This window comes from Desulfobacula phenolica (genome assembly GCF_900105645.1).
Classification (GTDB): Bacteria; Desulfobacterota; Desulfobacteria; order Desulfobacterales; family Desulfobacteraceae; genus Desulfobacula; species Desulfobacula toluolica.
The window spans coordinates 20,981-44,887 of sequence record NZ_FNLL01000016.1 but is presented as its reverse complement, the minus strand read 5'-3'; the positions used below and the strand labels follow the sequence as shown (position 1 = coordinate 44,887).

Annotated in this window: 20 protein-coding genes; 10 read left to right on the top strand and 10 right to left on the bottom strand. The window is 39.0% G+C overall.

The window, feature by feature from the left end; all coding sequences use genetic code 11:
* The first annotated feature begins 104 nt into the window (after nucleotides 1–104).
* The gene (locus BLT94_RS19515) at nucleotides 105–461 is read left to right on the top strand and encodes a peptide chain release factor family protein (protein WP_014957598.1); all 357 of its coding nucleotides are present in this window, start codon (nucleotides 105–107) and stop codon (nucleotides 459–461) included.
* Here BLT94_RS19515 and BLT94_RS19510 read toward each other — a convergent pair.
* On the bottom strand, nucleotides 448–735 hold the full coding sequence (locus tag BLT94_RS19510) for a DUF503 domain-containing protein (protein ID WP_092237891.1): 288 nt from the start codon (nucleotides 733–735) through the stop codon (nucleotides 448–450). The two genes, BLT94_RS19515 and BLT94_RS19510, sit on opposite strands and share 14 nt — an antisense overlap.
* Before the next feature lie 92 nt (nucleotides 736–827).
* On the bottom strand, nucleotides 828–1,259 hold the full coding sequence (locus BLT94_RS19505; RefSeq protein ID WP_092237888.1) for a hypothetical protein: 432 nt from the start codon (nucleotides 1,257–1,259) through the stop codon (nucleotides 828–830).
* Between the two features lie 338 nt (nucleotides 1,260–1,597).
* On the opposite strand from BLT94_RS19505, the gene BLT94_RS19500 reads away from it, so the two are divergent.
* Both BLT94_RS19500 and BLT94_RS19495 read left to right on the top strand, forming a co-directional pair.
* Entirely contained in the window at nucleotides 1,598–2,518 is a 921-nt protein-coding gene (locus BLT94_RS19500) for an ArsR/SmtB family transcription factor (RefSeq protein WP_092237885.1), read from the top strand.
* Nucleotides 2,519–2,526: 8 nt separating this feature from the next.
* Nucleotides 2,527–3,948: a mannose-1-phosphate guanylyltransferase/mannose-6-phosphate isomerase gene (locus tag BLT94_RS19495; protein ID WP_092237882.1), complete on the top strand. Its 1,422-nt coding sequence runs from the start codon at nucleotides 2,527–2,529 to the stop codon at nucleotides 3,946–3,948.
* A gap of 23 nt (nucleotides 3,949–3,971) precedes the next feature.
* Here BLT94_RS19495 and BLT94_RS19490 read toward each other — a convergent pair whose 3' ends face one another.
* Entirely contained in the window at nucleotides 3,972–4,451 is a 480-nt protein-coding gene (locus tag BLT94_RS19490) for a hypothetical protein (RefSeq protein ID WP_092237881.1), read from the bottom strand.
* Between the two features lie 119 nt (nucleotides 4,452–4,570).
* Between BLT94_RS19490 and BLT94_RS19485 the strand changes: the two genes are divergently transcribed.
* From BLT94_RS19485 to dnaE, 4 genes are all read left to right on the top strand, one after another.
* Nucleotides 4,571–5,101: a YqgE/AlgH family protein gene (locus BLT94_RS19485; RefSeq protein ID WP_092237878.1), complete on the top strand. Its 531-nt coding sequence runs from the start codon at nucleotides 4,571–4,573 to the stop codon at nucleotides 5,099–5,101.
* Between the two features lie 18 nt (nucleotides 5,102–5,119).
* Nucleotides 5,120–7,354, top strand: a complete 2,235-nt coding sequence (locus BLT94_RS19480; protein WP_092237876.1) for a dynamin family protein — start codon at nucleotides 5,120–5,122, stop codon at nucleotides 7,352–7,354.
* A 252-nt stretch (nucleotides 7,355–7,606) separates the two neighbouring features.
* Nucleotides 7,607–9,076 (top strand): IMP dehydrogenase, encoded by a 1,470-nt coding sequence (gene guaB, locus BLT94_RS19475; protein WP_092237873.1) that lies wholly within the window; start codon nucleotides 7,607–7,609, stop codon nucleotides 9,074–9,076.
* Between the two features lie 6 nt (nucleotides 9,077–9,082).
* Nucleotides 9,083–12,604 carry a DNA polymerase III subunit alpha gene (gene dnaE / locus BLT94_RS19470; RefSeq protein WP_092237870.1) on the top strand — a complete coding sequence of 1,174 codons (3,522 nt, stop codon included), beginning with the start codon at nucleotides 9,083–9,085 and terminating at the stop codon, nucleotides 12,602–12,604.
* A gap of 3 nt (nucleotides 12,605–12,607) precedes the next feature.
* On the opposite strand, the gene BLT94_RS19465 is transcribed toward dnaE, so the two are convergent.
* Nucleotides 12,608–13,186 (bottom strand): BON domain-containing protein, encoded by a 579-nt coding sequence (locus BLT94_RS19465; RefSeq protein ID WP_092237867.1) that lies wholly within the window; start codon nucleotides 13,184–13,186, stop codon nucleotides 12,608–12,610.
* An 11-nt stretch (nucleotides 13,187–13,197) separates the two neighbouring features.
* Complete coding sequence (locus BLT94_RS19460) at nucleotides 13,198–13,455, bottom strand: hypothetical protein (protein WP_139169080.1); 258 nt, start codon at nucleotides 13,453–13,455, stop codon at nucleotides 13,198–13,200.
* Nucleotides 13,456–13,656: 201 nt separating this feature from the next.
* Here BLT94_RS19460 and BLT94_RS19455 point away from each other — a divergent pair, with 201 nt between their 5' ends.
* Nucleotides 13,657–14,466: a TerB family tellurite resistance protein gene (locus BLT94_RS19455; protein ID WP_092237862.1), complete on the top strand. Its 810-nt coding sequence runs from the start codon at nucleotides 13,657–13,659 to the stop codon at nucleotides 14,464–14,466.
* Nucleotides 14,467–14,594: 128 nt separating this feature from the next.
* Here the strand turns inward: BLT94_RS19455 and mtaB are convergent, their stop codons facing one another.
* The 3 genes from mtaB to BLT94_RS19440 are packed head-to-tail and all read right to left on the bottom strand — an operon-like array spanning nucleotide 14,595 to nucleotide 17,418.
* Nucleotides 14,595–15,923 carry a tRNA (N(6)-L-threonylcarbamoyladenosine(37)-C(2))-methylthiotransferase MtaB gene (gene mtaB / locus BLT94_RS19450; protein ID WP_092237860.1) on the bottom strand — a complete coding sequence of 443 codons (1,329 nt, stop codon included), beginning with the start codon at nucleotides 15,921–15,923 and terminating at the stop codon, nucleotides 14,595–14,597.
* Nucleotides 15,920–16,987, bottom strand: coding sequence for a tRNA 2-thiouridine(34) synthase MnmA (gene mnmA / locus BLT94_RS19445; RefSeq protein WP_092237857.1), 1,068 nt, complete (start codon nucleotides 16,985–16,987; stop codon nucleotides 15,920–15,922). Before mnmA ends, mtaB begins: the two co-directional genes overlap by 4 nt.
* Entirely contained in the window at nucleotides 16,987–17,418 is a 432-nt protein-coding gene (locus tag BLT94_RS19440; protein ID WP_014957584.1) for a 4Fe-4S dicluster domain-containing protein, read from the bottom strand. Before BLT94_RS19440 ends, mnmA begins: the two co-directional genes overlap by 1 nt.
* Nucleotides 17,419–17,752: 334 nt before the next feature.
* Here BLT94_RS19440 and BLT94_RS19435 point away from each other — a divergent pair, with 334 nt between their 5' ends.
* Nucleotides 17,753–19,918, top strand: coding sequence for an alpha/beta fold hydrolase (locus BLT94_RS19435; RefSeq protein ID WP_092237854.1), 2,166 nt, complete (start codon nucleotides 17,753–17,755; stop codon nucleotides 19,916–19,918).
* 216 nt (nucleotides 19,919–20,134) lie between these two features.
* Here BLT94_RS19435 and BLT94_RS19430 read toward each other — a convergent pair whose 3' ends face one another.
* Nucleotides 20,135–20,827: a hypothetical protein gene (locus tag BLT94_RS19430; RefSeq protein WP_092237940.1), complete on the bottom strand. Its 693-nt coding sequence runs from the start codon at nucleotides 20,825–20,827 to the stop codon at nucleotides 20,135–20,137.
* A 28-nt stretch (nucleotides 20,828–20,855) separates the two neighbouring features.
* Nucleotides 20,856–22,940 carry an elongation factor G gene (gene fusA, locus BLT94_RS19425; protein WP_092237851.1) on the bottom strand — a complete coding sequence of 695 codons (2,085 nt, stop codon included), beginning with the start codon at nucleotides 22,938–22,940 and terminating at the stop codon, nucleotides 20,856–20,858.
* Between the two features lie 204 nt (nucleotides 22,941–23,144).
* Here fusA and rsmG point away from each other — a divergent pair, with 204 nt between their 5' ends.
* On the top strand, nucleotides 23,145–23,819 hold the full coding sequence (gene rsmG / locus BLT94_RS19420; protein WP_175530427.1) for a 16S rRNA (guanine(527)-N(7))-methyltransferase RsmG: 675 nt from the start codon (nucleotides 23,145–23,147) through the stop codon (nucleotides 23,817–23,819).
* The last annotated feature ends 88 nt before the right edge of the window (nucleotides 23,820–23,907 follow it).

The window sequence follows — 23,907 nt, the reverse complement described above, 5'->3', positions numbered from 1 at the left end:
AAAAAACACTATACATGAATTTTCATTCCTGGACAAATTATAATAAAATCATACAATACAGATACCGATGAAAAAAGCCGATGGAATGGCACCATAGGAGGAAAATGGGTCCGGGTAAAGAAAAAATATTAGATCTTGAAAAGAGAATGGCAGCCCTGGGAATTCAAAAAGAGGATATTGAAGAAAAATTTATCAAGTCCTCGGGCAGGGGAGGGCAAAAGGTTAACAAATCAAATTCTGCCGTATTTTTGAAACATAAAAAAACAAATTTGTCAGTAAAATGCGGAAAAGCAAGATCCCAACATTTAAACAGATTTTTGGCATTAAGAAAACTGATTGAAAAAATAGAAGCGCATCTGAGCGGAACTTCTGACAAAGAACAAAAAAAGATAGAACGAATAAAAAAACAAAAACAACGAAGAAAGCGTAAAACTCAAAAAAAACTTGCTACAAATGAATGATTTCGATATGGGTGTCTGCTATCATGGCAAGGCCTAAATCATCGGCCATATTGATCACCTTATCTAATTTTGAGTTTATAAGCCTTGAATCATTTCCAATAATTGCAAAACCGATTTGTGCCCAGTCATGACTGTCGTTCAAATCGGTTTCAGCAATTGAAATGTTAAATTTGTTCTTTATTCTATGAACAATTGATTTAACAATTTTACGTTTTTCTTTTAAAGAATTTATATGGAATAATCTGAATTTAATTTTGCCTGTACCAACAATCATAGTCAAATTGCTTTGTCCACAATAATATTTATTACCCCAGAAGGTTGAATTATTACAGTATATTGAACTGGGTTTTTATATGAAAAAAAAAGTTAAAAGGCACCCAGTTGACACGGTTTTATTTTGATATTTTTTTTCTCACAAGCTGAGCTGACATCAATGCGTTTCATTTTTAAATTTTTTGCAATATTCCAGCATTCCAAACAGGATATCCTGTCGTTTTCAGCTGCCTTGTCAAGTTGTTCATTTAAGTCGGGAGAAATTTCAATGTTTGGATTAATTTTTTTTTCTCCATCACTAAAACCATACAATCCGAGCTGACACTCGGTAATTTGATATTCTAAAAGATCCGTCTGCACGCCTATTTCAGAAGGCGATACGTTAAGAGCCTTGCCTGCCCGATGGGCAGCAGAACAAGTTAAACAATTGTCATCGGCCAGTGCCTGTATTTTTTCAGCTATGGTTTTATCGATTTTTTTGTTTTGATGTTTTGCTGCAAAATGTCCTTTATCTTCGTGTCCCATAATACCATCCTGTTTGACTCTTGTTATTGGTTGCTATATTTATATATAAACGAATTCTGAGCTATAATAAAGTATATTTATCAGTATTAACACATGAAATATTTTCAGGCTTTGTTGTATCCTCAAGTTTTCAATAACTGCCACGGGCCGACTTGGTCTTTCAACTTGGTTTGCCCACAACAAAGATTGAAAGTCTTTGTTTGAATTTTTTAAGGACTTGCATATAAAAAAAAGTGAAATAATAGATTGAAAAAGCTTGAAAATGAGTGTTTAAGCTGTCAATCTTAAAATTTATGTCAAAAATAAACATATAAGCATAATTGAAAAGTATTGTTAAAATGGAATTGATAAAATGTTTTAAAGCTCTGTCTGATAAAACCCGTGTTAGGCTGCTGTATGTACTGCACAAATATGAACTCAATGTGAATGAAATTGTTCTGGTTGTGGACATGATACAGTCAGGTGTTTCAAGGCATTTGAAAATCCTTATGGAATCGGGACTCCTGACCTCTCGAAGAGACGGCAGCTTTATTTATTATTCTGCGGCCAAAAATGAAATTATAAAGACCTTTATCAAATTGATTGATCAGAGTCTTGAAAAAGAAGAACTTACAGGTCAGGATGTTAAAAAAGCCCGGGAAATGATTAAAATCCGGCAAAACATAACAAAGCGGTTCTTCAAGAGCGTAGCACCCCAGTGGGATAAATTGAAAAAAGAGGTGTTAGGCAATTTTAATCTGAATTCCATGATTATGAAAAAAATAGTTTTTTATGGCAATATTTCAGATCTGGGCTGTGGAACAGGGGAACTCATTGAAAATTTGTCAGGTGAAACGTCACACACCCTTATTGGTATCGACAGTTCTCCTGAAATGTTGGAACAGGCAAGGTTAAGACTTGCGGGGACAGACAATGCCGAGTTGAGACTGGGTGAGATAGAGCATCTTCCAATGAAAAACAAAGAAATTGACACCGCCATAATGAATATGGTTTTACACTACATCTCACAGCCTGAAATATCAATTGCCGAGGTATACAGGGTACTAAAACCGGGAGGAATATTTATCCTGTCCGATTTTGAAAAACATAATCAGGAAAAAATAAAAGATATCATGGGCGGTTCATGGCTTGGATTTGAAAAAGAAAAGATAAAAACCTGGTTGACGGATACAGGTTTTCATCTTAAGGCAATTGAGTCTTATCCTGTAAATCACGGATTGACGATTAATGTGTTCACGGCAAAAAAACAAACATTATAGGAGAAACAATGATTATTCCGGTAATTCTTGCAGGGGGATCAGGGACAAGGCTTTGGCCGTTATCAAGGGAGCTTTATCCAAAACAGCTGATTAACATATACAATGAACATACCATGCTGCAAAATACGGTATTAAGACTTGAAGGCCTTGAAATGCTTGGGTCTCCCATTGTCGTATGCAATGAAGAACACCGGTTTATGACGGCTGAACAACTCAGAAACATAGAGATTGAACCAAATGCCATTATTCTGGAGCCTGTAGGCAGAAACACGGCACCCGCCATCGCCCTTGCAGCATTAAAGGCTATGGAAAACAGTGATGATCCCATACTTCTGGTATTGCCGGCAGATCATGTAATAGAAAAGATTGCCGCTTTTCATGCCGCCATAAAGGCCGGCCTGAAATATGCAAAAAAAGACAATTTGATAACATTCGGAATTATTCCGGATTCCCCTGAAACCGGATATGGATATATCAAAATAGGAGAGGTGCTGGAAACTGATACCGGTGCCGCTACAATAGAAAAATTTGTTGAAAAGCCGGACCTGGATACAGCCCGGAAATATCTGGAATCAGGATCATATTGCTGGAATTCAGGAATGTTCATGTTCAGGGCGTCTGCTATTATAAAGGAACTTGAGGCCCATGCACCGGATATTATGATGCCGTGTAAAGAGGTTATCTCCAAAGGAGTTCAGGATCTTGATTTTTTTCGGTTAAGCCTTGACGGGTTTAAAAATATTGAGTCGGAGTCAATTGATTATGCAGTCATGGAGAAAACTTTCAAAGGCATTGTTATTCCCTTTGAAGCGGGTTGGAATGACTTGGGATCATTTGATGCTCTGTGGCAGACGGGTAAAAAAGATGAAAACTTGAATGTCATAAAAGGAGATGTTTTGACCCATGATGTCAAAGAATCTTATATTAAGTCCGAAAGCAGCCTGATTGCAGCGGTTGGCATTGAAAAATTTGTTATTGTGGAAACAAAGGATGCTATTTTGGTTTCTCCGAGAGACCGGGTCCAGGATGTTAAAAAAATTGTTAAACAATTAAAGGATCATAACAGGGAGGAATCTGTTATTCACCGGAAAGTTTACAGGCCGTGGGGCAGTTATGAAACCATTGATATTGAAACCAGATTTCAAGTGAAACGAATTACGGTTAAACCAGGGGCAAAGCTTTCTTTACAAAAGCATTTTCATCGCGCAGAACATTGGACAGTGGTCTCTGGTTCGGCAATTGTCACCAAAGGAGAAAAGCAGATACTTCTCAAAGAAGATGAATCCACATATATCTCTTTGGGAACCGCACATCGGTTGGAAAATCCGGGTAAAATCCCCCTGGAGCTGATCGAAGTTCAGTCTGGTTCCTACCTGGGAGAGGATGATATCGTCAGATTTGATGATGTTTACGGAAGAAAAGAAAATTGATAAAAGGCATGAAGGCAACAATATCAACCCGAATAATCACCCCGGTTCAATTTGATCTGCTCCACCTGTGCCGTGGTCATCAATTGGGTAAGGATTTGTTTTAAATCCGTGCTGGAAGTTCCATGTTCTTTGACATCCAGTGCCAGGGCCTTTGTACTGCTCAATACCTGTTCAAGGAGTCCATGGGTCTGCTTTAAGGTTTTTTCAGGATCGCCAAGCCAGGATGCATATGTTTCAAACAAATCCAAAGAGTCTTCCAGTTTTTGGGTCAATTGAGTTTGATCAAGTGAAAGGTCCAGTTGTTGTGCTTTGAAACTGCCTTGAATTTCAGGAAGGGTTGTGACCTCTTTTAAGGTGCTGTCATTACAGTTTTTTTCGATTTGACTGGTCAAAAGTTCATTGAATAAACCACCCGGTTCTTGAAAAGAATTTTTTTGTATTATCCGGGGGACAACTGAGGATATCTTATTAATGCTTGCTGTTTTGGGATTGATTTCGTTCATAAAGCTGTCCTTTGATGACAAAAAGTATTGCAAATCAAACAAAAATATTTAAAACTATCGTTTTACTGAATATATGTAAACTATAATTGTAATGTCAAGATTAATTACGGAGCTGGTTCATGACTGATTACATCTCGCAAAGTATGAAGGGACAATTTTTACTTGCTATTCCCGGGTTACCTGATCCCAATTTTGCCCAGACCGTGACGTGTATGTGTGAGCATAACGAATCCGGTGCCCTTGGTTTTATTGTTAATAAAGTGCATCCTCTTTTAACCGGAAGGGAATTGTTTGATGATTTGGGTATTAAGTGTGACAAAAGTGTTGATAAGCTTGAAATTTATCTTGGCGGGCCGGTTCAGCCCAGCGGTGTGTTTGTTCTCCATGGACCTCCCTTTGACTGGAATGAAAGTTTGAAAGTTGCAGACTGGCTTGCCTTGAGTAATTCCAGAGATATACTTGAGGCAATTGCCGTCCAAAAAGGTCCTGAATCCTTTATGATCATTCTGGGATGTGCAGGATGGGGACCGATGCAACTGGATAATGAATTACATGATTCAGCCTGGTTGACCTGCCCGATATCCGAAGATATCATTTTTTCGACCAGTACTGAATTGAAATATGATAAAGCGATGATGATGATATATTAATTTTCTCCTGCCAATATAATGACAAATACGAAAACACGGTTAAATTCCATTGAAAAAATAGTTAATGATACGTTAACAATTCTTCACCTTATCGAAGAACTCCCGCAAATGAGTGATACTTCATTTAAAGAGTATCAAACAATTTGCCAGCGTATTCCTGAGGATATTCGGGCGGGATGCCTGAAGATAGCAGTTGTTGGTGTCGTTAAATCTGGAAAAAGTACCTTTGTCAATTCTTTGATTGGAAAGGAACTGGTGAAAAGAGGGGCAGGCGTTCTCACATCAATTACCACAAGAATTCGAAAAGGGAAAAAAAATCAGGCCAATCTTTATTTTAAATCATGGGATGACATTAATTCTCAACTTCAAAAAGCCTTGATGTTATTTCCCCATGAAGAATCAGGGAATAACGGCTTGGAGACACCCATAAAAAATGACTTTGATATCAGACGAAAAAATGATCGGAATTGTCTAAAAAAAGCATATCAAACCCTTATTAATGATTTTTCAGTCACAAATGATGAAATCATGCCTGAAACCATTTTAATCCGGCATGCGCTTCAAGGATTTGATATGTGTAAGGATCTGGTTCAGGCTGATGAAACCCTTTATTGTTTTGAATCAAAAGAGTTTGACAAGCACAAACCCTATACTTCTGATCCTGATAATGCGTTTTATATCAAGGATGTCTGCCTTAATATTTTTGGAAAAATAATTGATCCCAATATTGAAATTGCCGATTGCCAAGGAGCCGATTCAACCGATCCTGCTCAGTTGGCTCAAATTTTAACCTATCTTGAATCATCCAATCTGATTATATATTGCATCAGTTCCAGAACCGGTTTAAGGCAGTCTGACATGACGTTTTTAAAACGAATTAAAAATCTGGGGCTTCTGGATAATATTCTTTTTATCAATAATTGTGACCTGACGGAACATGAAAACCTTGATGATCTGATTAAAATAGAAACCAGTATTTGTGCCAACCTTGAATTTTTAGATATTCAACCCAAAATTTTTTCTTTTTCTTCACTGTATAATCTTTTTCTAAAGCTTGAATCAAAATTAACTAAAAAAGATTTAAGCCGCTTAAAATTATGGCAGGAAGAAAAAAAAATGGTTCAATACTGTGATTTGAAAACCCGGGAATTTGAATCCTTTTTTACACAGAAAATTGATAAAAATAGATTTGAGTTGTTGATTTCAAACCATTTGAAGCGCCTTGGCATTATCATTGATCAATTGGATCAACGAACAAATATTTTTATTAATTTGCTGTCCTCTGACAAATTAAAGGAAAAAGCAGCTTTAGAGACCCTGGAGCATTTACATCAAAATGCATCCCGCCTGGAATCCATCGTGGCAAACTCCATACAAGGCGCTGTCAGGGGGTTAAAAGATGAAATAGATTTGAATTTAAAAGAGGCCTTTGTTCAGGATCAATTTGGTATTTTAAAAAAAGCCCGGGAGTACATCAGGACAGCTTCCATTGATGTTGAAAAATACAGGTTCGCGGTAAAGGAATCAGGGTTTAATCAAACTTTATATTTGCTGTTTCAGGATTTTAAACGAAAGTTGGATTTATATGGTATTGAACAGGTTAACCCTCAATTAAAAAAAATTGTTGAGGCACAGGAAAAAAGAATCACCTCTTATTTTCAATCTTTGTTTGATTCATACCAGATTGACCTGTTAAAAGCCGATCATTATTCTGAATTTGAAAACATGTCAAATTTAACAACGCAATACAGTGACTTTATAGATCCTGTTGATATTGATAAAATAAAAAAAATCCTGGGTCTTCAATTGCCCACCGCAATGTTTGAGGCAAAATATACCTCTAAAATCAAGGCAAATGTGTTTGCTGATTTTGGGCTGCAAACTTTGGTGCAAATACTTTCATGCATGTTTGATAGAAAATCAGGATTTTCATTTTCTCCTGGATTGGAAAAAGCAGCTTTAAAAATTAAAAAGAAACATCAAAAACTCATAAGAGATCAATTTGAAGAGTATCATATGAGCTTGCGAACCAACTATTTTATCCCTTTGATTGAGGCAGGCACAAGGGAGTTTAAAGAAAAAATAAATAAGCGGTTCAACCGGTATCATTCGTTCAAAAAAGAAATTGAGCATTTCTTTTCTTTAAAACGGTCTGAAAAAAAAAATCAAAAAAAGAAATTATTATTCATAAAACAACAAATTCAAAGGGTTGCCGGGGACATAGCATCCTACTCAAAAATAACATGGAAATAGAATTGGTATGATCGCAAAGCATTTAGTGAGACCGTCTTTCAATGCTTTGCTCCCATAATGAATTTAAAACTTTCCGGCTGCAGGCTTTTGTCTTGTACAACAATATTGATCTTGCCAAAAAAACGGATATTTGGTAAAAGTGCGTGTTTATATACTGATTTGATTTCAAATAGGGCTGGTGGTTTAATTCCTCATTAGATTGCCAGCCTAAATAGTATCAATAAACATTTTCCTTTCTGGAGGTTATAATTTATGTCAAATATATTATCCGAGGAAGGACTGTCATTTGATGACGTCCTTTTATTACCTGATTATTCTGCTATCCTGCCCGATGAAGTTCAGACCCGGACACGATTAACCAAAGCACTTGAACTGAATATTCCCATTGTCAGTGCGGCTATGGATACGGTCACCGAAGCCTTGACGGCCATCAGCATGGCGCGGGCAGGGGGACTGGGTTTTATTCATCGAAATCTGAGCATAGAAGAGCAGGCCATTGAAGTTGACCGGGTAAAAAAATCAGAAAGCGGAATGATTGTTGATCCCATTACCATTCATCCGGATGTTCCGATTTCAGAAGTATTGAAGATTATGGCCAAATACAGGATTTCAGGAATTCCTGTGACGGAAGGGGATAAACTTGTAGGTATTGTGACCAACAGGGATTTGAGGTTTGAGACCCGGCTGGAAAAACCCACCAGAGAAGTGATGACCAGTAAAAATCTGGTGACGGTTCCTGAAAAATGCACTCTTGAACAATCCAAAATCATGCTGCACAAGCATAGAATAGAAAAACTTCTGGTTGTGGATAAAGAAGGCAAACTCAAAGGCTTGATAACTATAAAAGATATTGAAAAAATCAAGAAATATCCAAATGCCTGCAAAGACTCGCTGGGCAGGTTAAGGGCGGGTGCTGCTATTGGTGTAGGCTCTGACATGATGGAAAGGGTGGAAGCATTGTTACGGGCAGGAACCGATGCCCTTGTCATTGATACGTCCCATGGTCATTCAAAAAATGTGATGGACGCAGTCAAGAAAATCAAACATGCATTTCCGGATTGCCAGCTTATTGCGGGAAACGTGGCCATGGAAGCCGGTGCAAAAGCCTTGATTGATGCGGGAGTCGATGCGGTTAAAATAGGAATTGGCCCTGGTTCCATTTGTACGACCCGGATTGTTGCCGGGGTTGGTGTGCCTCAGTTGACTGCCATTCAAAATTGTAAAGATATTTCAAAGGCAACCGGTGTTCCCATTATTGCAGACGGAGGGATCAAATTTTCCGGTGACATTGCAAAAGCCCTGGGTGCAGGTGCTGATTCCGTCATGCTGGGAACCCTTCTTGCCGGTACACAGGAAAGCCCGGGTGAAATTGTTCTTTACCAGGGGCGGTCCTACAAAGCCTATCGGGGAATGGGATCGGTTGAAGCAATGAAAAAAGGCAGTTCAGACCGCTATTACCAGAAAGATACCGGTGAAGATGACGAACTGGTTCCAGAAGGTATTGTCGGCAGAATTCCATACAGGGGCACAGTTAAAGAAAATATTACCCAGATGATCGGAGGGCTTAAAGCCGGAATGGGATATCTGGGAGCCTCTACTATTGAAGATCTTCATGAAAAGGCCAAATTTATTAAAATCAGTTCGGCAGGACTTAAAGAAAGCCATGTGCATGATGTTATTATTACCAAAGAAGCACCCAATTACAGGATTGAAAGTCACTAATCTCAAATGAGCAACACTACGTCACCATTTTATCACCTTCATCTTCATACCGAGTATTCTTTGCTTGATGGTGCCATAAGACTGGACTCCTTATTTAAGAAGTGCAATGAATATGGCATGGATGCCGTATCCATGACAGATCATGGCACCATGTTCGGTGTTGCAGAGTTTTATGAAAAGGCCAAAAAGCAATCCATAAAACCCGTGATCGGGTGCGAGGTCTATGTTGCCCCAAGAACCTTGAATGACCGAACCCAGATGGATCATAAGGGATTGAGCCATCTGGTTCTTCTGGCAAAAGACCGGGAAGGATATGCCAATCTTTGCAAACTTGTTTCCATTGCCCAGCTCAAGGGCTTTTATTATAAACCCAGAATTGATAAAGAGCTTCTGGTCAACCATTCCAAAGGCTTGATCGGGCTTTCAGCCTGCCTTAAAGGGGATATTCCCAAGCATATTCTCCAAAACAAGATGGATGAGGCTGATGATGCGGCCAGGTTTTATTTGAACACCTTTGGCGAGGATAATTTTTTTCTGGAAATCCAGGAAAATGGAATGAAGATCCAGCATAAGGTAAATCAAGGTATCCTTGATATCAGTGAGCGGCTGTCCATTCCAATCGTGGCCACCAATGACTGCCACTATCTTTCCAAGGGTGATGATGTCGCTCATGAAATTTTGCTGTGCATACAGACAGGAGATACCCTTACCAATCAGAACCGGTTTAAATTTGATTCCAACCAGCTCTATTTCAAATCTCCTGAGGAGATGATCCAAACATTTGGCAAGTATCCGGGTGCCATTGAAAACACACGCGAAGTCATAGCAAAATGCAATGTTGAGTTTGATGACAAGACCTATCATTTTCCGAGATATGCCCAGTCTGAAGATGAGTCTGAAGATGACCTTTTCAAGCAAAAAGCCCTGGAAGGGTTTGAAGAAAGGCTCAAACTCATAAAGCAATCCAACCCGGACATTGACGAGCAAATGTACAGGGATCGAATTGATTATGAGATCGGCATTATCCTTGATATGGGTTTTCCCGGATATTTTCTCATTGTTGCAGATTTTATAGAACATTCAAAAAAAATCAATGTGCCGGTGGGTCCGGGACGAGGGTCTGCCGCCGGGTCCATGGTGGCCTATGCTATGGGAATTACAGCCCTGGACCCAATAGAACACGGCTTGATCTTTGAAAGATTCTTAAACCCGTCCCGTATCAGCATGCCGGATATTGATGTTGATTTTTGTATTGAAGGCCGGGACAAGGTGTATAAATATACCATAGAAAGGTATGGTGGCCCTGAGTATGTATGCCAGATTATCACCTTTGGAAGGCTTAAGGCCAAGGCTGTTATCAGGGATGTGGGAAGGGCTATCGGGGTTCTGCTGTCCGAGGTGGATGAAATTGCCAAAATGATCCCGGATAATGCCAAAAATCTTACAAAGGCCATTGAAGAAGTTCCGGCAATCCGGGACAAATGTGCAGAGTCTGAAGAAAAGACAAAGATGCTTGAGGTTGCCCTTCTTCTTGAAGGATTGCCAAGGCATGCCTCTACCCATGCGGCAGGTGTGGTGGTTGCCGACAAACCGTTGAACGAATATCTCCCCTTGTACAAAGGCAAAGAGGGGGAGACCGTTACCCAGTTTGACATGAATTATGTTGAAAAGCTTGGGCTGGTTAAATTTGATTTTTTAGGATTAAGAAACCTTACTGTTATCAAAAATTGTATTGAATTGATTAAAAAGCAGGGGAAAACTCCCCCTGATCTTTTAGATCTTGATTACAACGATGCAAAAACTTTTGAGTTGTTACAAAGTGCTGATACCACAGGCGTGTTCCAGCTTGAAAGTTCAGGTATGAAAGACTTGATTTTACGGCTCAAGCCTGCAAGTTTTTCCGATATTGTCGCCTTGGTTGCCTTGTACCGGCCTGGACCTTTGGACAGTGGCATGGCAGACTCCTATGTTGAACGAAAAAACGGTCGCGAAGAAGTTGTGTATCTGTTTGACGAACTGGAACCGGTTTTAAAAGAAACCTATGGGGTTATTCTTTACCAGGAACAGGTCATGAAAATTGCCGGCGTATTGGCAAATTATACCATGGCGGATGCGGACGGGCTTAGAAAAGCCATGGGAAAAAAGATTGTTTCCATGATGGAAGAGCATCGGGCGCTTTTTATGAAAGGGGCAAAAGAAAATAACCATGATCTTCAAAAGGCTGGTGAACTATTTGATTTAATGGAAAAATTCGGCGGTTATGGTTTTAATAAATCCCATAGTGCGGCTTATGCCCTCATTGCCTATCAGACTGCTTATTTAAAGGCCAATTTTGCCATTGAGTTTATTGCAGCGTTAATGACCAGTGAAAGAAGCAATTCCGATGCTGTTATCAAATATATAGATGAGTGCCGTAGCCATAAAATAAAGGTGCTGCCGCCGGATGTAAATCAGAGTGATGCTCATTTTACCGTATCTGACGGATGTATCCGGTTTGGTCTTGCAGCCGTGAAAAATGTTGGTGAAGCAGCTATTGAATCGATTGTTGAATCAAGAGAAAAAGACGCTGGTTACGAAAGCATTTATGATTTTTGCGAACGGGTTAATGTCGGAAAGGTTAACAAAAAAGTCCTTGAAGCATTGATCAAGTGCGGGGCTTTTGATTTAACCGGTACTCGGCGCAGCCAGATGATGGCAATTCTTGAAGATGCCCTTGATCACGGCTCCAGAATTCAAAAGGAAAAAGCTGATTCACAAATGGATTTGTTTGCAGATTCAAATATGGGGACCGCACTTCCCGTGAGTACGCCAAAGCTTCCGGATATTGAAGAATGGGATGATAATATGCTTTTGTCCCTGGAAAAAGAGTCTTTGGGATTTTATATTACCGGACATCCTCTTGATAAATATGAAGATACGATTCAAAAATATACCACTGTGAACTCAGTTAATATTAATGATGTTGCTGATGGAAAAATGATTCGTATGGGCGGTGCCTTAAAAATCCTTAAGATCCATAAAACCAAAAAAGGGGACATGATGGCATTTTCAGCCATCGAAGACCAGTTCGGAAGCATTGAGGTTGTGGTATTTCCCAATCTTTATGCAAAAAGCCACACTCTTCTGACTGGTGATAATATTGTTATCCTGGAAGCAGAGGTTCAAAAAAATGAAAATATTACCAAGCTTATAGCGGAAAAAATTGTTCCAATTGAGCTGGCCTCTAGCGAATGGACCAATGGCGTATTGATCAATGTTAATGCGCAGGATGCGTCTTCAGATACGCTTGAAAAACTTAAATCAATTATTGAAACATTTCCTGGAGAGTGTACCGCTTGTTTAAAAATAGAAATTGATGATAAGCCGCCGGTACTGGTTAAACTTTCGGATGAATACAATACCTGTTCTGATCCCTCGTTTTTCGGCAGAGTAAGCGACCTGCTGGGCAAGGGTTCCATTGAAACCAGGTGTGCCCCGGTTAAAGAAAAACAAAAGAAAAACAAACCCTGGCTTAATAATAAAAATTGAAAATCAATTGCTCACTGACAGATTGTCAACTATCTGCCGGTTTTCGGCAATTTTATATACAATATAAAGAACCTTGTCTTTTTCTCTTTGTGTTTTAACAATCCCCGTCAGTGTGACTACATTATTATTTGTGTCAACGTCAATATTGATTGACCGGATCTCAGGTGTTTTTAAAAGTTCGGTTTTTATTTTGCTTGTCAGAACAGTATCATCAAAAGCCTGACCTGCGCTTGTTCTACCTATAATTAACTGGTTTTCAACCCGTTGAACCCCTTCAACTCCTCTTGCAATGTCTGCTGCCATTCTTTTTTGAGATGAAGATTCAACCACCCCTATCAGGTATACCACCCCTTTTAGTACATCCACATCAATATGCCGGGCTTTTACAAATTCATCTGCAATCATTTTGGATTTAACGGTTGTACAAATCACTGAATCATCCACCATAGTACCTATTGAGCGTTTGTCCGTCACGCCCTTATACCCTCCATATGCAGCACCACCGACGACCGCAGCACCACATCCGGTAAGAATCAGGGCGATTGTCAATACAAAAAATAAAAATAAATTTTGAAAATTCATTGCATACCTCCTTAGTCAAAATCTTTAAAATCAAGGTCTTCAAGATCTGATAAATCCATATCTTTGAGCAAATCATCTTCATCCGGTATGATATCATCGTTAACAATAGCAGGCTTTTTTTCAGGTTTAACAGGCTCTTGTAGAACCGCGATGTCTTTTTTCTTTTGCAGAAACTTATCTTTTAGTATCATACCAACAATATATAGTAAAAATCCAAAACCTGCTATATTAAGAAAAATTATTATTCCAATGATTTTTTTAGGCAGCATATCCTTCAACTTTGTTTGGTTAATCGTTTGACGCATAAAGCAAATGTGTTTATATATAATCTTTAAAAAGGAAACAAGGATTTTGATTTTTTTTATATAATAGTCTTAAAAAATTCAAACACAGACTTTTATACTTTGTTGTGGGCAAATCTTAAATTAGATACCAGGTCTGCCCTTGACAGTTATTTGAAAGGAAAGCAAATGAGTTGGCTTGGCAAAATGATCGGGGGAACCATTGGGTTTGCATTGGGTGGCCCTTTGGGTGCTGTGGCAGGGGCTGCATTCGGGCATACGTTTGTGGACAAAAAAGAACAGGCGTATCTTTCGTCAAGACCCGATTTGCATGGATCAGGCTTTCAAAGACCGGGATCACAACAATATGGATCACAGGATACTCTCTCTTCAAACGAAGAGGCTCAGCTTGTTTTTTTTACTGCAGCCTTTTCCATGCTGGGTAAAATCTGCAAAGCAGACGGTGCTGTAACAGAAAATGAAATTTCTGCAATTGACACCTTTATGAAACGCGATCTTCAGCTTGATTTTAACAGTCAACAAACTGCCCAGAATATCTTCAGACAGGCGGTTCATTCTGCTGAAAGCTTTGATGCATTTGCCCTGCAGTTTTATTCTGTATTCAGATCCCAATCCCGTATCATAGAGTTGATGATGGATGTATTGCTTAGGGTGTCTGCCGCAGACGGAAGCATTTCAAGCCGGGAAGAAACCATGCTTTTATCCGCCACAAGGATTTTTAATTATTCTGATACAGACTATGCAAGGCTTAAATCAAAGTATGTCAAAGAAACCAATAGATATTACAATGTTTTGAAATGTGATGAGAGTGCATCCAATGAAGATATAAAGAAACAGTATCGAAAGCTTGTTACCGAATATCATCCAGATAAAATTGAATCCAAAGGGCTGCCTGAAGAGTTTATAAAATTTGCCAATGACAAGTTCAAGGAAATCCAGGATGCTTATGACCATATAAAAAAGGAAAGGCGGCTATAGGCTTTTTTTTCTTTCTTTTTATATAAAATTCAGCCCAACATATTGTAATAATTAAGAGTTTTAGTCTTTATTGTGGCAGACAAATCTGCTGTATATGTTATATGGCACCACTATTCGATATTCTATAATTATTCTATGATTTTTCCCAGAATGTTCATATCTTTGTCATATTGTGCAGGGACAAGATCAATGATTTTCCCTTTAAGGTTATGATCATGATTTTTGTTTAAAAAAACAGTGAGGTAATTTGATGTTACTGCTTTGAGCAGGCCTGTTTTCAGATCAGGCTTGTGTTGAACAAGACCTTCGAGCCTCCTGTTCAGATTTGCGTCAATAAAGGACTTTCGTTTGATTTTATCAAGCTTTCGCATTGCCTCGCATCGTTGTTTAATGACCCCGGCATCAACCTTATCATCAAAATGATAGGCCGGGGTGCCCTTTCTGGCAGAAAATGGAAAAACATGAAGATAAGATATGGGAAGAGTTTCAAGAAGATTATAGGTATTCTCAAATTGTTTTTGGGTTTCCGAAGGGAATCCGATCAATGTGTCAATCCCAATGCCTGCATTGGGTATGGTTTTATGAATTTTATGGATGATTTCTTTAAAAAAACCAACATCATAGGGCCGCCTCATTTTTTTTAAAATATCATCATCCCCGGACTGCAGGGGGATATGGAAATGATCACATAAAATATTTCCCTGTCCGGCAAGATTTATAATCCCATCGTTGAGTTCTGCAGGTTCAATGGAGCTGAGCCTGATCCTGTGAACGGGCCGTTGGTCGTTGATTTTCTCAAGCAATTGCACAAGCGATGATTTTTTTTCAAGATCAATGCCATACATGCCCGTGTGAATTCCGGTAAGAATAACCTCTTTAAATCCTGAACTGTTAAGCTCTTTTAAATGTTTAAAAACCTCTTTTTCCGGCATGCTCACGGAAGCTCCCCTGGCATGGGGGACAATGCAATAGGTGCAAAACGCATTACACCCATCCTGGATCTTAAGATATGCCCGTGTCATTTCCCCTTTTACCGCATGATCAAACCCGTGAAAAACACTTGCTTTGGTGTGATCGGTTTTTTTAAAGTTCAGTGGGGACGAGTTATCACAGATATCCGTAATATGTTTTGCAATTTTGGTCTTGTCTTTATGGCAGACAATGTGACCGGTCTGATTCATCTGATCAATTTTTTTTATCTGATCAGGGTCGGTCTGGGCGTGGCATCCTGTAACAATGACAGTTGCATTTGGATTTTCCCTGATAATCTTACGAATGGCCTGCCTTGACTGCATGCCTGCCTTGGATGTAACAGCGCAGGTATTGATGATGAAAACATCTGCAGCCTGCTTTTTTTTGGCTTTTTGCCAGCCCTGTCTTTCAAGGCTTAACGCAATGCCATCACTTTCATATTGATTGACTTTACAGCCTAATGTTTGGATATAAAATTTTTTCATTGAATAATGCCGGCTCCAAGGACCCTGGAATCCTTATAAAATACGGCTGCCTGTCCGGGAGTAATCGCATTCTGGGGTTCATCAAACACAACTTTTACTGTAGCCCCTTTCAAAGAGAGATTGGACAAGGCGCCTTTGTGGCTATATCTGATTTTAGTCATAATGTTGGCCATCATATCAGTTGTAATATTGGAGAGATTTTTTTGATCTGAAACATTCCAGTTTATCTGGTCAACAATCATTTTTTTTTCAGACAGATCTTCTTTAAAACAGACCTCGAGAATATTATTTTTAACATCAATCTTTTTGACATAATAGGGTTCTTTTGCAGGGCAGTCTATGCCGCGTCTTTGTCCTATGGTAAATTTATGCAGTCCCTTGTGACGGCCCACTATTTTTCCGTGGTGATTTATAATATTGCCGGGTTTGGGATGATGACCGGTTTTATCAGTTATAAAACCGGAAAAATCGTTGTCATGAATAAAACAGATATCCTGGCTTTCACTGGGGTGAATGGGGATCAGATTCTTTGAGCCGGCAAATTGTTTAACCTCTTTTTTTGTCATTCCTGCCAATGGAAAAATAATTTTTTCAAGTTGGTTTGCAGATAAAAGGGAAAGAAAATAACTTTGGTCTTTTAACGAATCCATCCCTTTTTTAAGATAACAATGACAAATCGTTTTATCTGGAAAACAGATGGGGTTGATTATGGTGGCATAGTGTCCTGTGGCCAGAAAATCCGCTCCCATATTTTGGGCGTGCTTAAGCAGTTCCCCGAATTTTATTTCTTTGTTGCAGATAATGCAGGGATTTGGCGTTTTGCCCTCAAGATATGTCCGGATAAAATAATCAACAACTTTTTTTTCAAACGCATCTGAAAGATCAATGTAGGTCACTGGAAACCCAAGCTGTTTTTCAAGCCGTGCCATATCTGCCAAGTCTTTTTCATATCCGGTTGTAAAATGAATGCCGAAAACATGCTTGTATTTTTGTTTTAAAAGATAGCCGGAAACAAGAGAATCAATCCCGCCGCTTACAGCAATTGCAATAACAGGATGCTTCATCAGACAAGTGCTTGGGTTTCTTCAGAGAAAAGTCCCATTGCCCGTGTTGGGCAGGTTACAATACAAAGCTCGCATACGCTGCATTTTTCTTTATCAAAAATAACTTCCATCTCAGGTCGTTTGATATAAAGAGCGTCAGTCGGGCAGACTGCTGTGCAAGCCCCGCAATGGGTACAGATTTCCTCGTTTTTATAGATTTGATGTTCCGGGCTGGAAATTGAGACTCCCTGATCTTTAAGGAATTTCACCCCTTTGTTGAACGCAGCTTTGGACTCTGATGAAATCTGCATCACCATGTAGCCCTCTTTTTTATTAGATATCTGGGCACGCAAAATATTAAATAAAAGATCATATTTTTTTGTTAACTGGCATACTATCGCTTTTTGCGTAACCTCTGCAGGAAAATTCAGTATGATTATTTTTGAATACAATTTAAACCTCCGATTTTTAACCGATACAAATAATTCTCTTTGACAAACCCCTCATATTAAGTATTATTTTTATTAGGTCAAGATTTATTTGAGCTTTATCACAATTTCGGCCATTTGGGAGGGGCATTGGCCCCATGTTGTGTGCATGCCCATTTATTTTAATATCGCTTATTTTTTTTATATGAAAGTCTAAAAACTTTATACACAGACTTTCAACCTTTTTTTATGGGCAAACCAGGATGACCAGATTGTAGTATAAAATGGCCAAGTCTGCCCATGGCAGTTATATAACAATTTAAACAGATAAACAATGTTGTTTTAAAGGTGGTGATCCATGAACAGATTTGCATTTGCATTATCCGGCTACACTTTTAAAACGGTTTCAGGATTTTCAAAATCACAGATTAGAATTTTCGGAGAGCATCATATCCCGAATGGTTCCGTTATCTTTACAGCCAACCATTTCACACGGATAGAGACTATCTTTTTACCCTATCATATTCATAATATCACCAAAAAAGAGGTCTGGTCACTTGCCAGTGAAGGATTATTTAATGTGCCGATTTTACAAGGCGTTTTAGATAAGCTGGGGGCAGTATCAACTAAAGATCCGAACAGGGATGACCTTATTTTAAAAACATTATTTTCCGGAAATGTGCAATGGGTAATATTTCCCGAAGGCATGATGGTAAAAAACAAGAAGCTGATCAGAAAAAACCGGTTTGCTTTGATTGAGGATACATTCGTAACGCGGCCGCATACTGGTGCTGCTATCATAGCCTTGCGATGTGAATTTTACCGGGAACGACTCAGAAGAATGAAAACCATTGGGGCTCCTGAATTTGACCGGTTGGTTCATGAACTTGAAATTAAAAATATCGACCTGGTTCTCTCCGGGCAAACCCATATTGTTCCGGTTAACATTACATATTATCCGGCAAGCCCAAAGGAAAATATTTTAAGCAAAATTGCCCGTATTATAATGAAATCCCCCTCAGAAAGGGTGATGGAGGAATTGATGACAGAAGGCAGCATTCTGTTTTCCGATGTGAGTATCAATATTCGATTCGGAGAACCCATTAAAGTAAAAGGGTATTTAAATGATCCCTATATTGAAAGCATGCTGACGGTCAAGCGCAAAGTTAAATTTGATGATGATATCATTTCAAAACAGCTTACAAGAAAATTTTCCAACATCATTATGGAAAAATATATGTCGGCCGTATACGCCATGACATGCTTGAATTATGACCATGTTCTGGCATGCATCTTGATGCATTTTCCCTATAGAAAACAGGGAATCGATATATATGAGTTTAAATGCAAGGCGTATATTGCAATTTGCTGGCTGGTCTCGGATAAAACATATTTCGTGTCTGAGGAATTTCATGACAACCAGATTCATCTTTTAATTGATGACAGATTCAATCGATTTGAAAATTTTTTAACTATTGCTGAAAATACTGGTGTTATCAAACTAAAAGATAACAAATTAGTTAAAGACCAGACCAAATTTATGACCCGGTCAAATTTTCATACCATCCGGATTGAAAATCCCATTCTTGTAATGGCCAATGAGGTTGAACCCCTTAAAGAGGTTGGGACGGTTTTAAAAAAAATTGCTCAAACCTCTTATGATAAAATTATCAGCTGTGTAAAAGATAAAATTATTGAAAAGACAGCAAATGATTTTTCCCGGGATTATAATAATCATTATATTGTGGAGGAGTCTAAAAGAAAAAGAATCGGAAGCCCTATATTTTTAAAGCATGAAAATGAAATTGCAGGTATCCTGCTGATTCATGGGTACATGGCTGCCCCTGAAGAGATGAAACCCTTTGCAAACTATTTGTATGAAAATTCTTTTACGGTTTATGTGCCTCGGCTAAAAGGACATGGAACGGCACCTGAAGATCTTGCCCAAACCACTTATGAACAATGGATAGAATCGGTGGAAGAGGCGTTTATTATTTTAAGGCATTCGTGTAAAAAAATAATTGTCGGCGGTTTTTCAACCGGTGCCGGACTTGCTCTGGAATTGTCCGCAAGAGTAAATGATATCGTTGCTGTATTTGCCGTGGCACCGCCTATGAGACTCAAGGATTTAGGATCATATTTTGTCCCTGCCATTGATGCATGGAATGCCATGATAAAAAAGATTCATCTGAACACCATTGCAAAAGAGTTTATTGAAAACCATCCTGAAAATTCCCATATCAACTATCGAAGAAATCCTGTCTCAGGCATCCATCAGCTTGAAAAACTCATGGAATACCTTGAACCGAAACTAAAAACTATCACAAAGCCAACCTTGGTGATCCAATCCAGAAAAGACCCTGTGGTAAATCCAAAGGGAACCCTTAAATTATTTAAACAATTGGGATCTGATAATAAAGAATATTATATCTTTGATTATGACAGGCACGGGATCTTAACAGGGGAGGGCGTTCAAAGAATTTATAAGGCCATTGAACAGTTTGTTAAACAATTTATTAAATAATGGGAGGGGGATAAGTTTATGTGGTTGTCATGGTGGAAATCAGGCTTGCATTATTGCATGTTTTTATCGGTTTGGTGGTATTGTTTGATAAAAATCACAATAAAACAAGCCTGATCCAGTCAGATAAATCAGGGTCTGCTAAGTCCAAGTTTGTTACGCCTGCTATGATTTAAGTTTGAAAATCAAGTAAAAGTTAAAGCAAACCCAGATGGGCAATTATTCAATTATAGTCATTGTAGCAGGATACATCTGGTATCTTTGATCGGTTCTGTCGCCGTCTTTTAAAATAACCGCCTCTATTTTATCTTCAACCGGTTGAAGAAAGACAGCTTTGTCAAAACTGTCTTTATAAGTTTCAAGCTGGATCGGAAATCCATCTTCACAAAGGTTTTCTTCCCTATGACATTTCATGGAAAACCAGATGAAAACGGAAAATTCACGGTGCAGGGCTTCAAGTTTTTCAAGGGTGTCTGAAATATCAGTATCAAAATCAAGACCGTCAATGATCATGATCGAGGGCAGGGGAATGTCGGCTTTTTTAAAACTTTTCAGATAATCCCTGATCTTGTTCGTATCAAAGGTGGATTCATTGTAACTGATTCCCACCTTGTTGAGATTGATATCTTCCCAGAGCCTGACAGCTTTCTGGGGATCAACATACCCGATACTGTCCACAAGGTTAGTGTATCCCTCGCTATATCTTAAATTTATTTTTTCTATCGGATCATCAAGGCTTACATGGAGTATTTTTTCATCGCTTAAAAGTTGTGCAAGTGCTATTTGCACAAGAAACCTGGTCTTTCCAACACCGGCTCGTGAAAGAACAGCACCGAACCCGCCGTCTTTTAGATTTTCAATCCCAATGGTTTTTGAAACCGGGCTTTTAAGCATGAGATCTTTTTTTAGCATGTTTCCTCTCTCTTTTGTATAAAAGGTCTTATTGTTTTTTTGTTTTTTCTTCCTGTTTTGTCTTGGCAATATCTTCTGCAATGGACTGCGGTACCTGTTTGTATGTTGAAAATTCCATTGTGAACTGTGCCTTTCCCTGTGTGGCGGATCTAAGCACAGTGGAAAATCCAAACATATCAGATAAGGGTACCTGGGATTCAATAACAGACATCACGCCTTCTTCCTGAGACCCCTGAATAATGCCTCTTCTCTGGTTGATCAGGCCCATGCAGGCACCTTGGAATTCATTGGGAGTTTCAATCACAACTTTCATGATTGGCTCATTGATAACCGGTTTTGCCTTTGCATATGCTTCAAGAAAAGCTCCTCTGGCTGCGGCTTTAAAAGCCATCTCCGACGAATCGACAGCATGAAACGCACCGTCATCAATTGTGATTTTAATGCCGGTTACAGGGAACTCAAGCTTGGGGCCTTTATCCATACACGCTTCAAATCCCTTTTCACATGCCGGGATATATTGTGTGGGGATTCTGCCGCCGGTAATCTTGTTTACAAATTCAAACTCTTCTTCACCCGGTTCCATGAACCCGGATATGCGGCCGAATTGCCCGGCACCACCAGTCTGTTTTTTATGGGTATAATTAAAAAGAGCTTTTCTGGTAATGGTTTCCCTGTAGGCAACCCTTGGCTGACCGGTTTCGACTTCTGCGCCATACTCTCTTTTCATCCTTTCCACATAGACTTCAAGATGAAGCTCGCCCATGCCCTGGATAATTGTATCACCGGTTTCATGATCAACGTAGGTTTTAAATGTAGGATCTTCCTTGGTGAAGCGGTTTAATGCCTTTGACATATTGATCTGGGCTTTATTGTCTTTGGGAACTATGGAAAGGGAGATAACCGGCTCCATAATGTGCATGGCAATCATAGAGTAATTGATTGTTGGAGATACAAATGTGTCTCCGGACGCACAGTCAACCCCAAACATGGCACCAATATGTCCGGCCGGAATAGATTCTACTTCTTCCATCTGAGAAGAATGCATTCTGATCAGACGGCCAGCTTTGAATTTTCTTCCATCCCTTGAGTTTACCAGTGTATCGCCTTTATTAATGCATCCCTGATAGACCCTGATATAGGTCAACTGGCCGTATTGACCGTCTTCCAGTTTAAAAGCAAGCGCAACGGTGGGTTTGTCAAAAGTGCTTTCCAGGATAACGGTTTCTTCATCATTATCAAGGTCAATGGCTTCATTTTCAATGTCAAGCGGGGTTGGCAGATAGTCGATTACCGCATTCAACAAAGGCTGAACAGCTTTGTTTTTATACGCAGATCCCAGAAATACGGGGGTCATCTGTCTTGAAATGGTTCCTGTTCGAACTGCAGGCATAATTAATTCTTTGGTTATCTCTTTTTCTTCCAGAATGGCATCAGTCAATTCATCTGAAAAAAGAGAGACTGCATCAATCATTTCTTCCCTGGCTGTTTGCGCATCATCCATCATTTCTGCCGGAATATCTTTAGTGACAACCTTCTCACCATTCTCACCTTCAAAATAATAGGCTTTCATGGTAACAAGATCAATAACGCCTTCATGTTTATCCTCAAGCCCTATGGGAAGTTGCATCATGACGGAATTATGGCCCAGCTTATCTCTGAGCTGTCCGCTGACCTTGACGGGATTGGCACCTGATCGGTCACATTTATTTACAAAGGCAATGCAGGGGACTTGATAGCGTTTCATCTGCTGATCAACCGTAATGGACTGGGACTGAACACCGGATACAGAACAAAGGATCAGTACAACTCCGTCCAGAACCCTTAAGGATCGCTCAACTTCAACGGTAAAATCCACATGGCCCGGGGTGTCGATGATGTTAATGTTGTGCTTGTCCCATTCACAATAGGTGGCAGCCGATGCAATGGTAATGCCCCTTTCTCTCTCAAGTTCCATGGAATCCATGATCGCACCTGCACCGTCTTTACCCCTGACTTCATTGATCTTGTGGATTTTGTCAGTGTAAAAAAGGATTCGTTCGGTCAATGTGGTTTTACCGGAATCAATATGTGCACTGATTCCGATATTTCTTACTCTTTCTAGATCTCTGATCATTTTAAAGTCATCCTTATAAATATAAAAGTTGCCTTTGCATAAATAATAGACATAAGAACGCAATTATTGGCAAAGGCTTTGCCATATTTTTTATATTGCTAAATTATTACGATTTTGTTAATGTGAATCCGAAGTTCAACTTAGCTTATGAAAGCGAATATTATATATTTAACCTACTAAATTGTCAAGTGAAAATTATTAATTGTGACTATTTTATCAGAACAATCCGTCCGGGAATTTAAACATCATTTAATAAACGGATCAAATGCTTTGGAAATCAAGGTATCCGATCATCAAGCAGAACAGATGCTGGTGCATTCAAGAGAGCTGATGGTGTGGAACAAAAAAATAAATCTGACAGCCATTAAGAAACCGTTACAAATTGCAGAAAAACATTTTATTGATTCCATTGCCGCCGCCTCTTTTCTTGGAAATGAACAGTCCGTTATTGACTTGGGATCAGGCGGAGGATTTCCAGGCATTCCAATTAAGATCATGAATCCCTCTGTGAATGTTGTCCTCATAGATTCTTCCCGAAAAAAAATAAATTTCCTCAAGCATGTCATACGCATGTTGGATCTTGATAAGATTGATGCGATCCATTCAAGAGTTGAAGATCTCCATGAAAACAATGCTTATAAAAATAAATTTGATGCTGTCATATCAAGGGCATTTACAGACCTTTCAAGATTTGTTGACTTAGCAGCTCCTTTTTTAAATAGAAAGGGTACAATCTATGCCATGAAAGGGAAAAATGCAAAGCAGGAAATAACACCGGCAATATTAAATAATTTTAATTTAAAATCAGACCACTACAAGCTTCCTTTTGAAAAATCAGATAGGTTACTGATCAAGTTGTCAGGCAATAAAGTTTCTTGAGAGTCTTATCCAACAAATTATTGACGGCATGTATTTAAATCTTTGTTTTTTATGTGAAAGTCTTCAAAGATTCAAACAGTGACTTTCA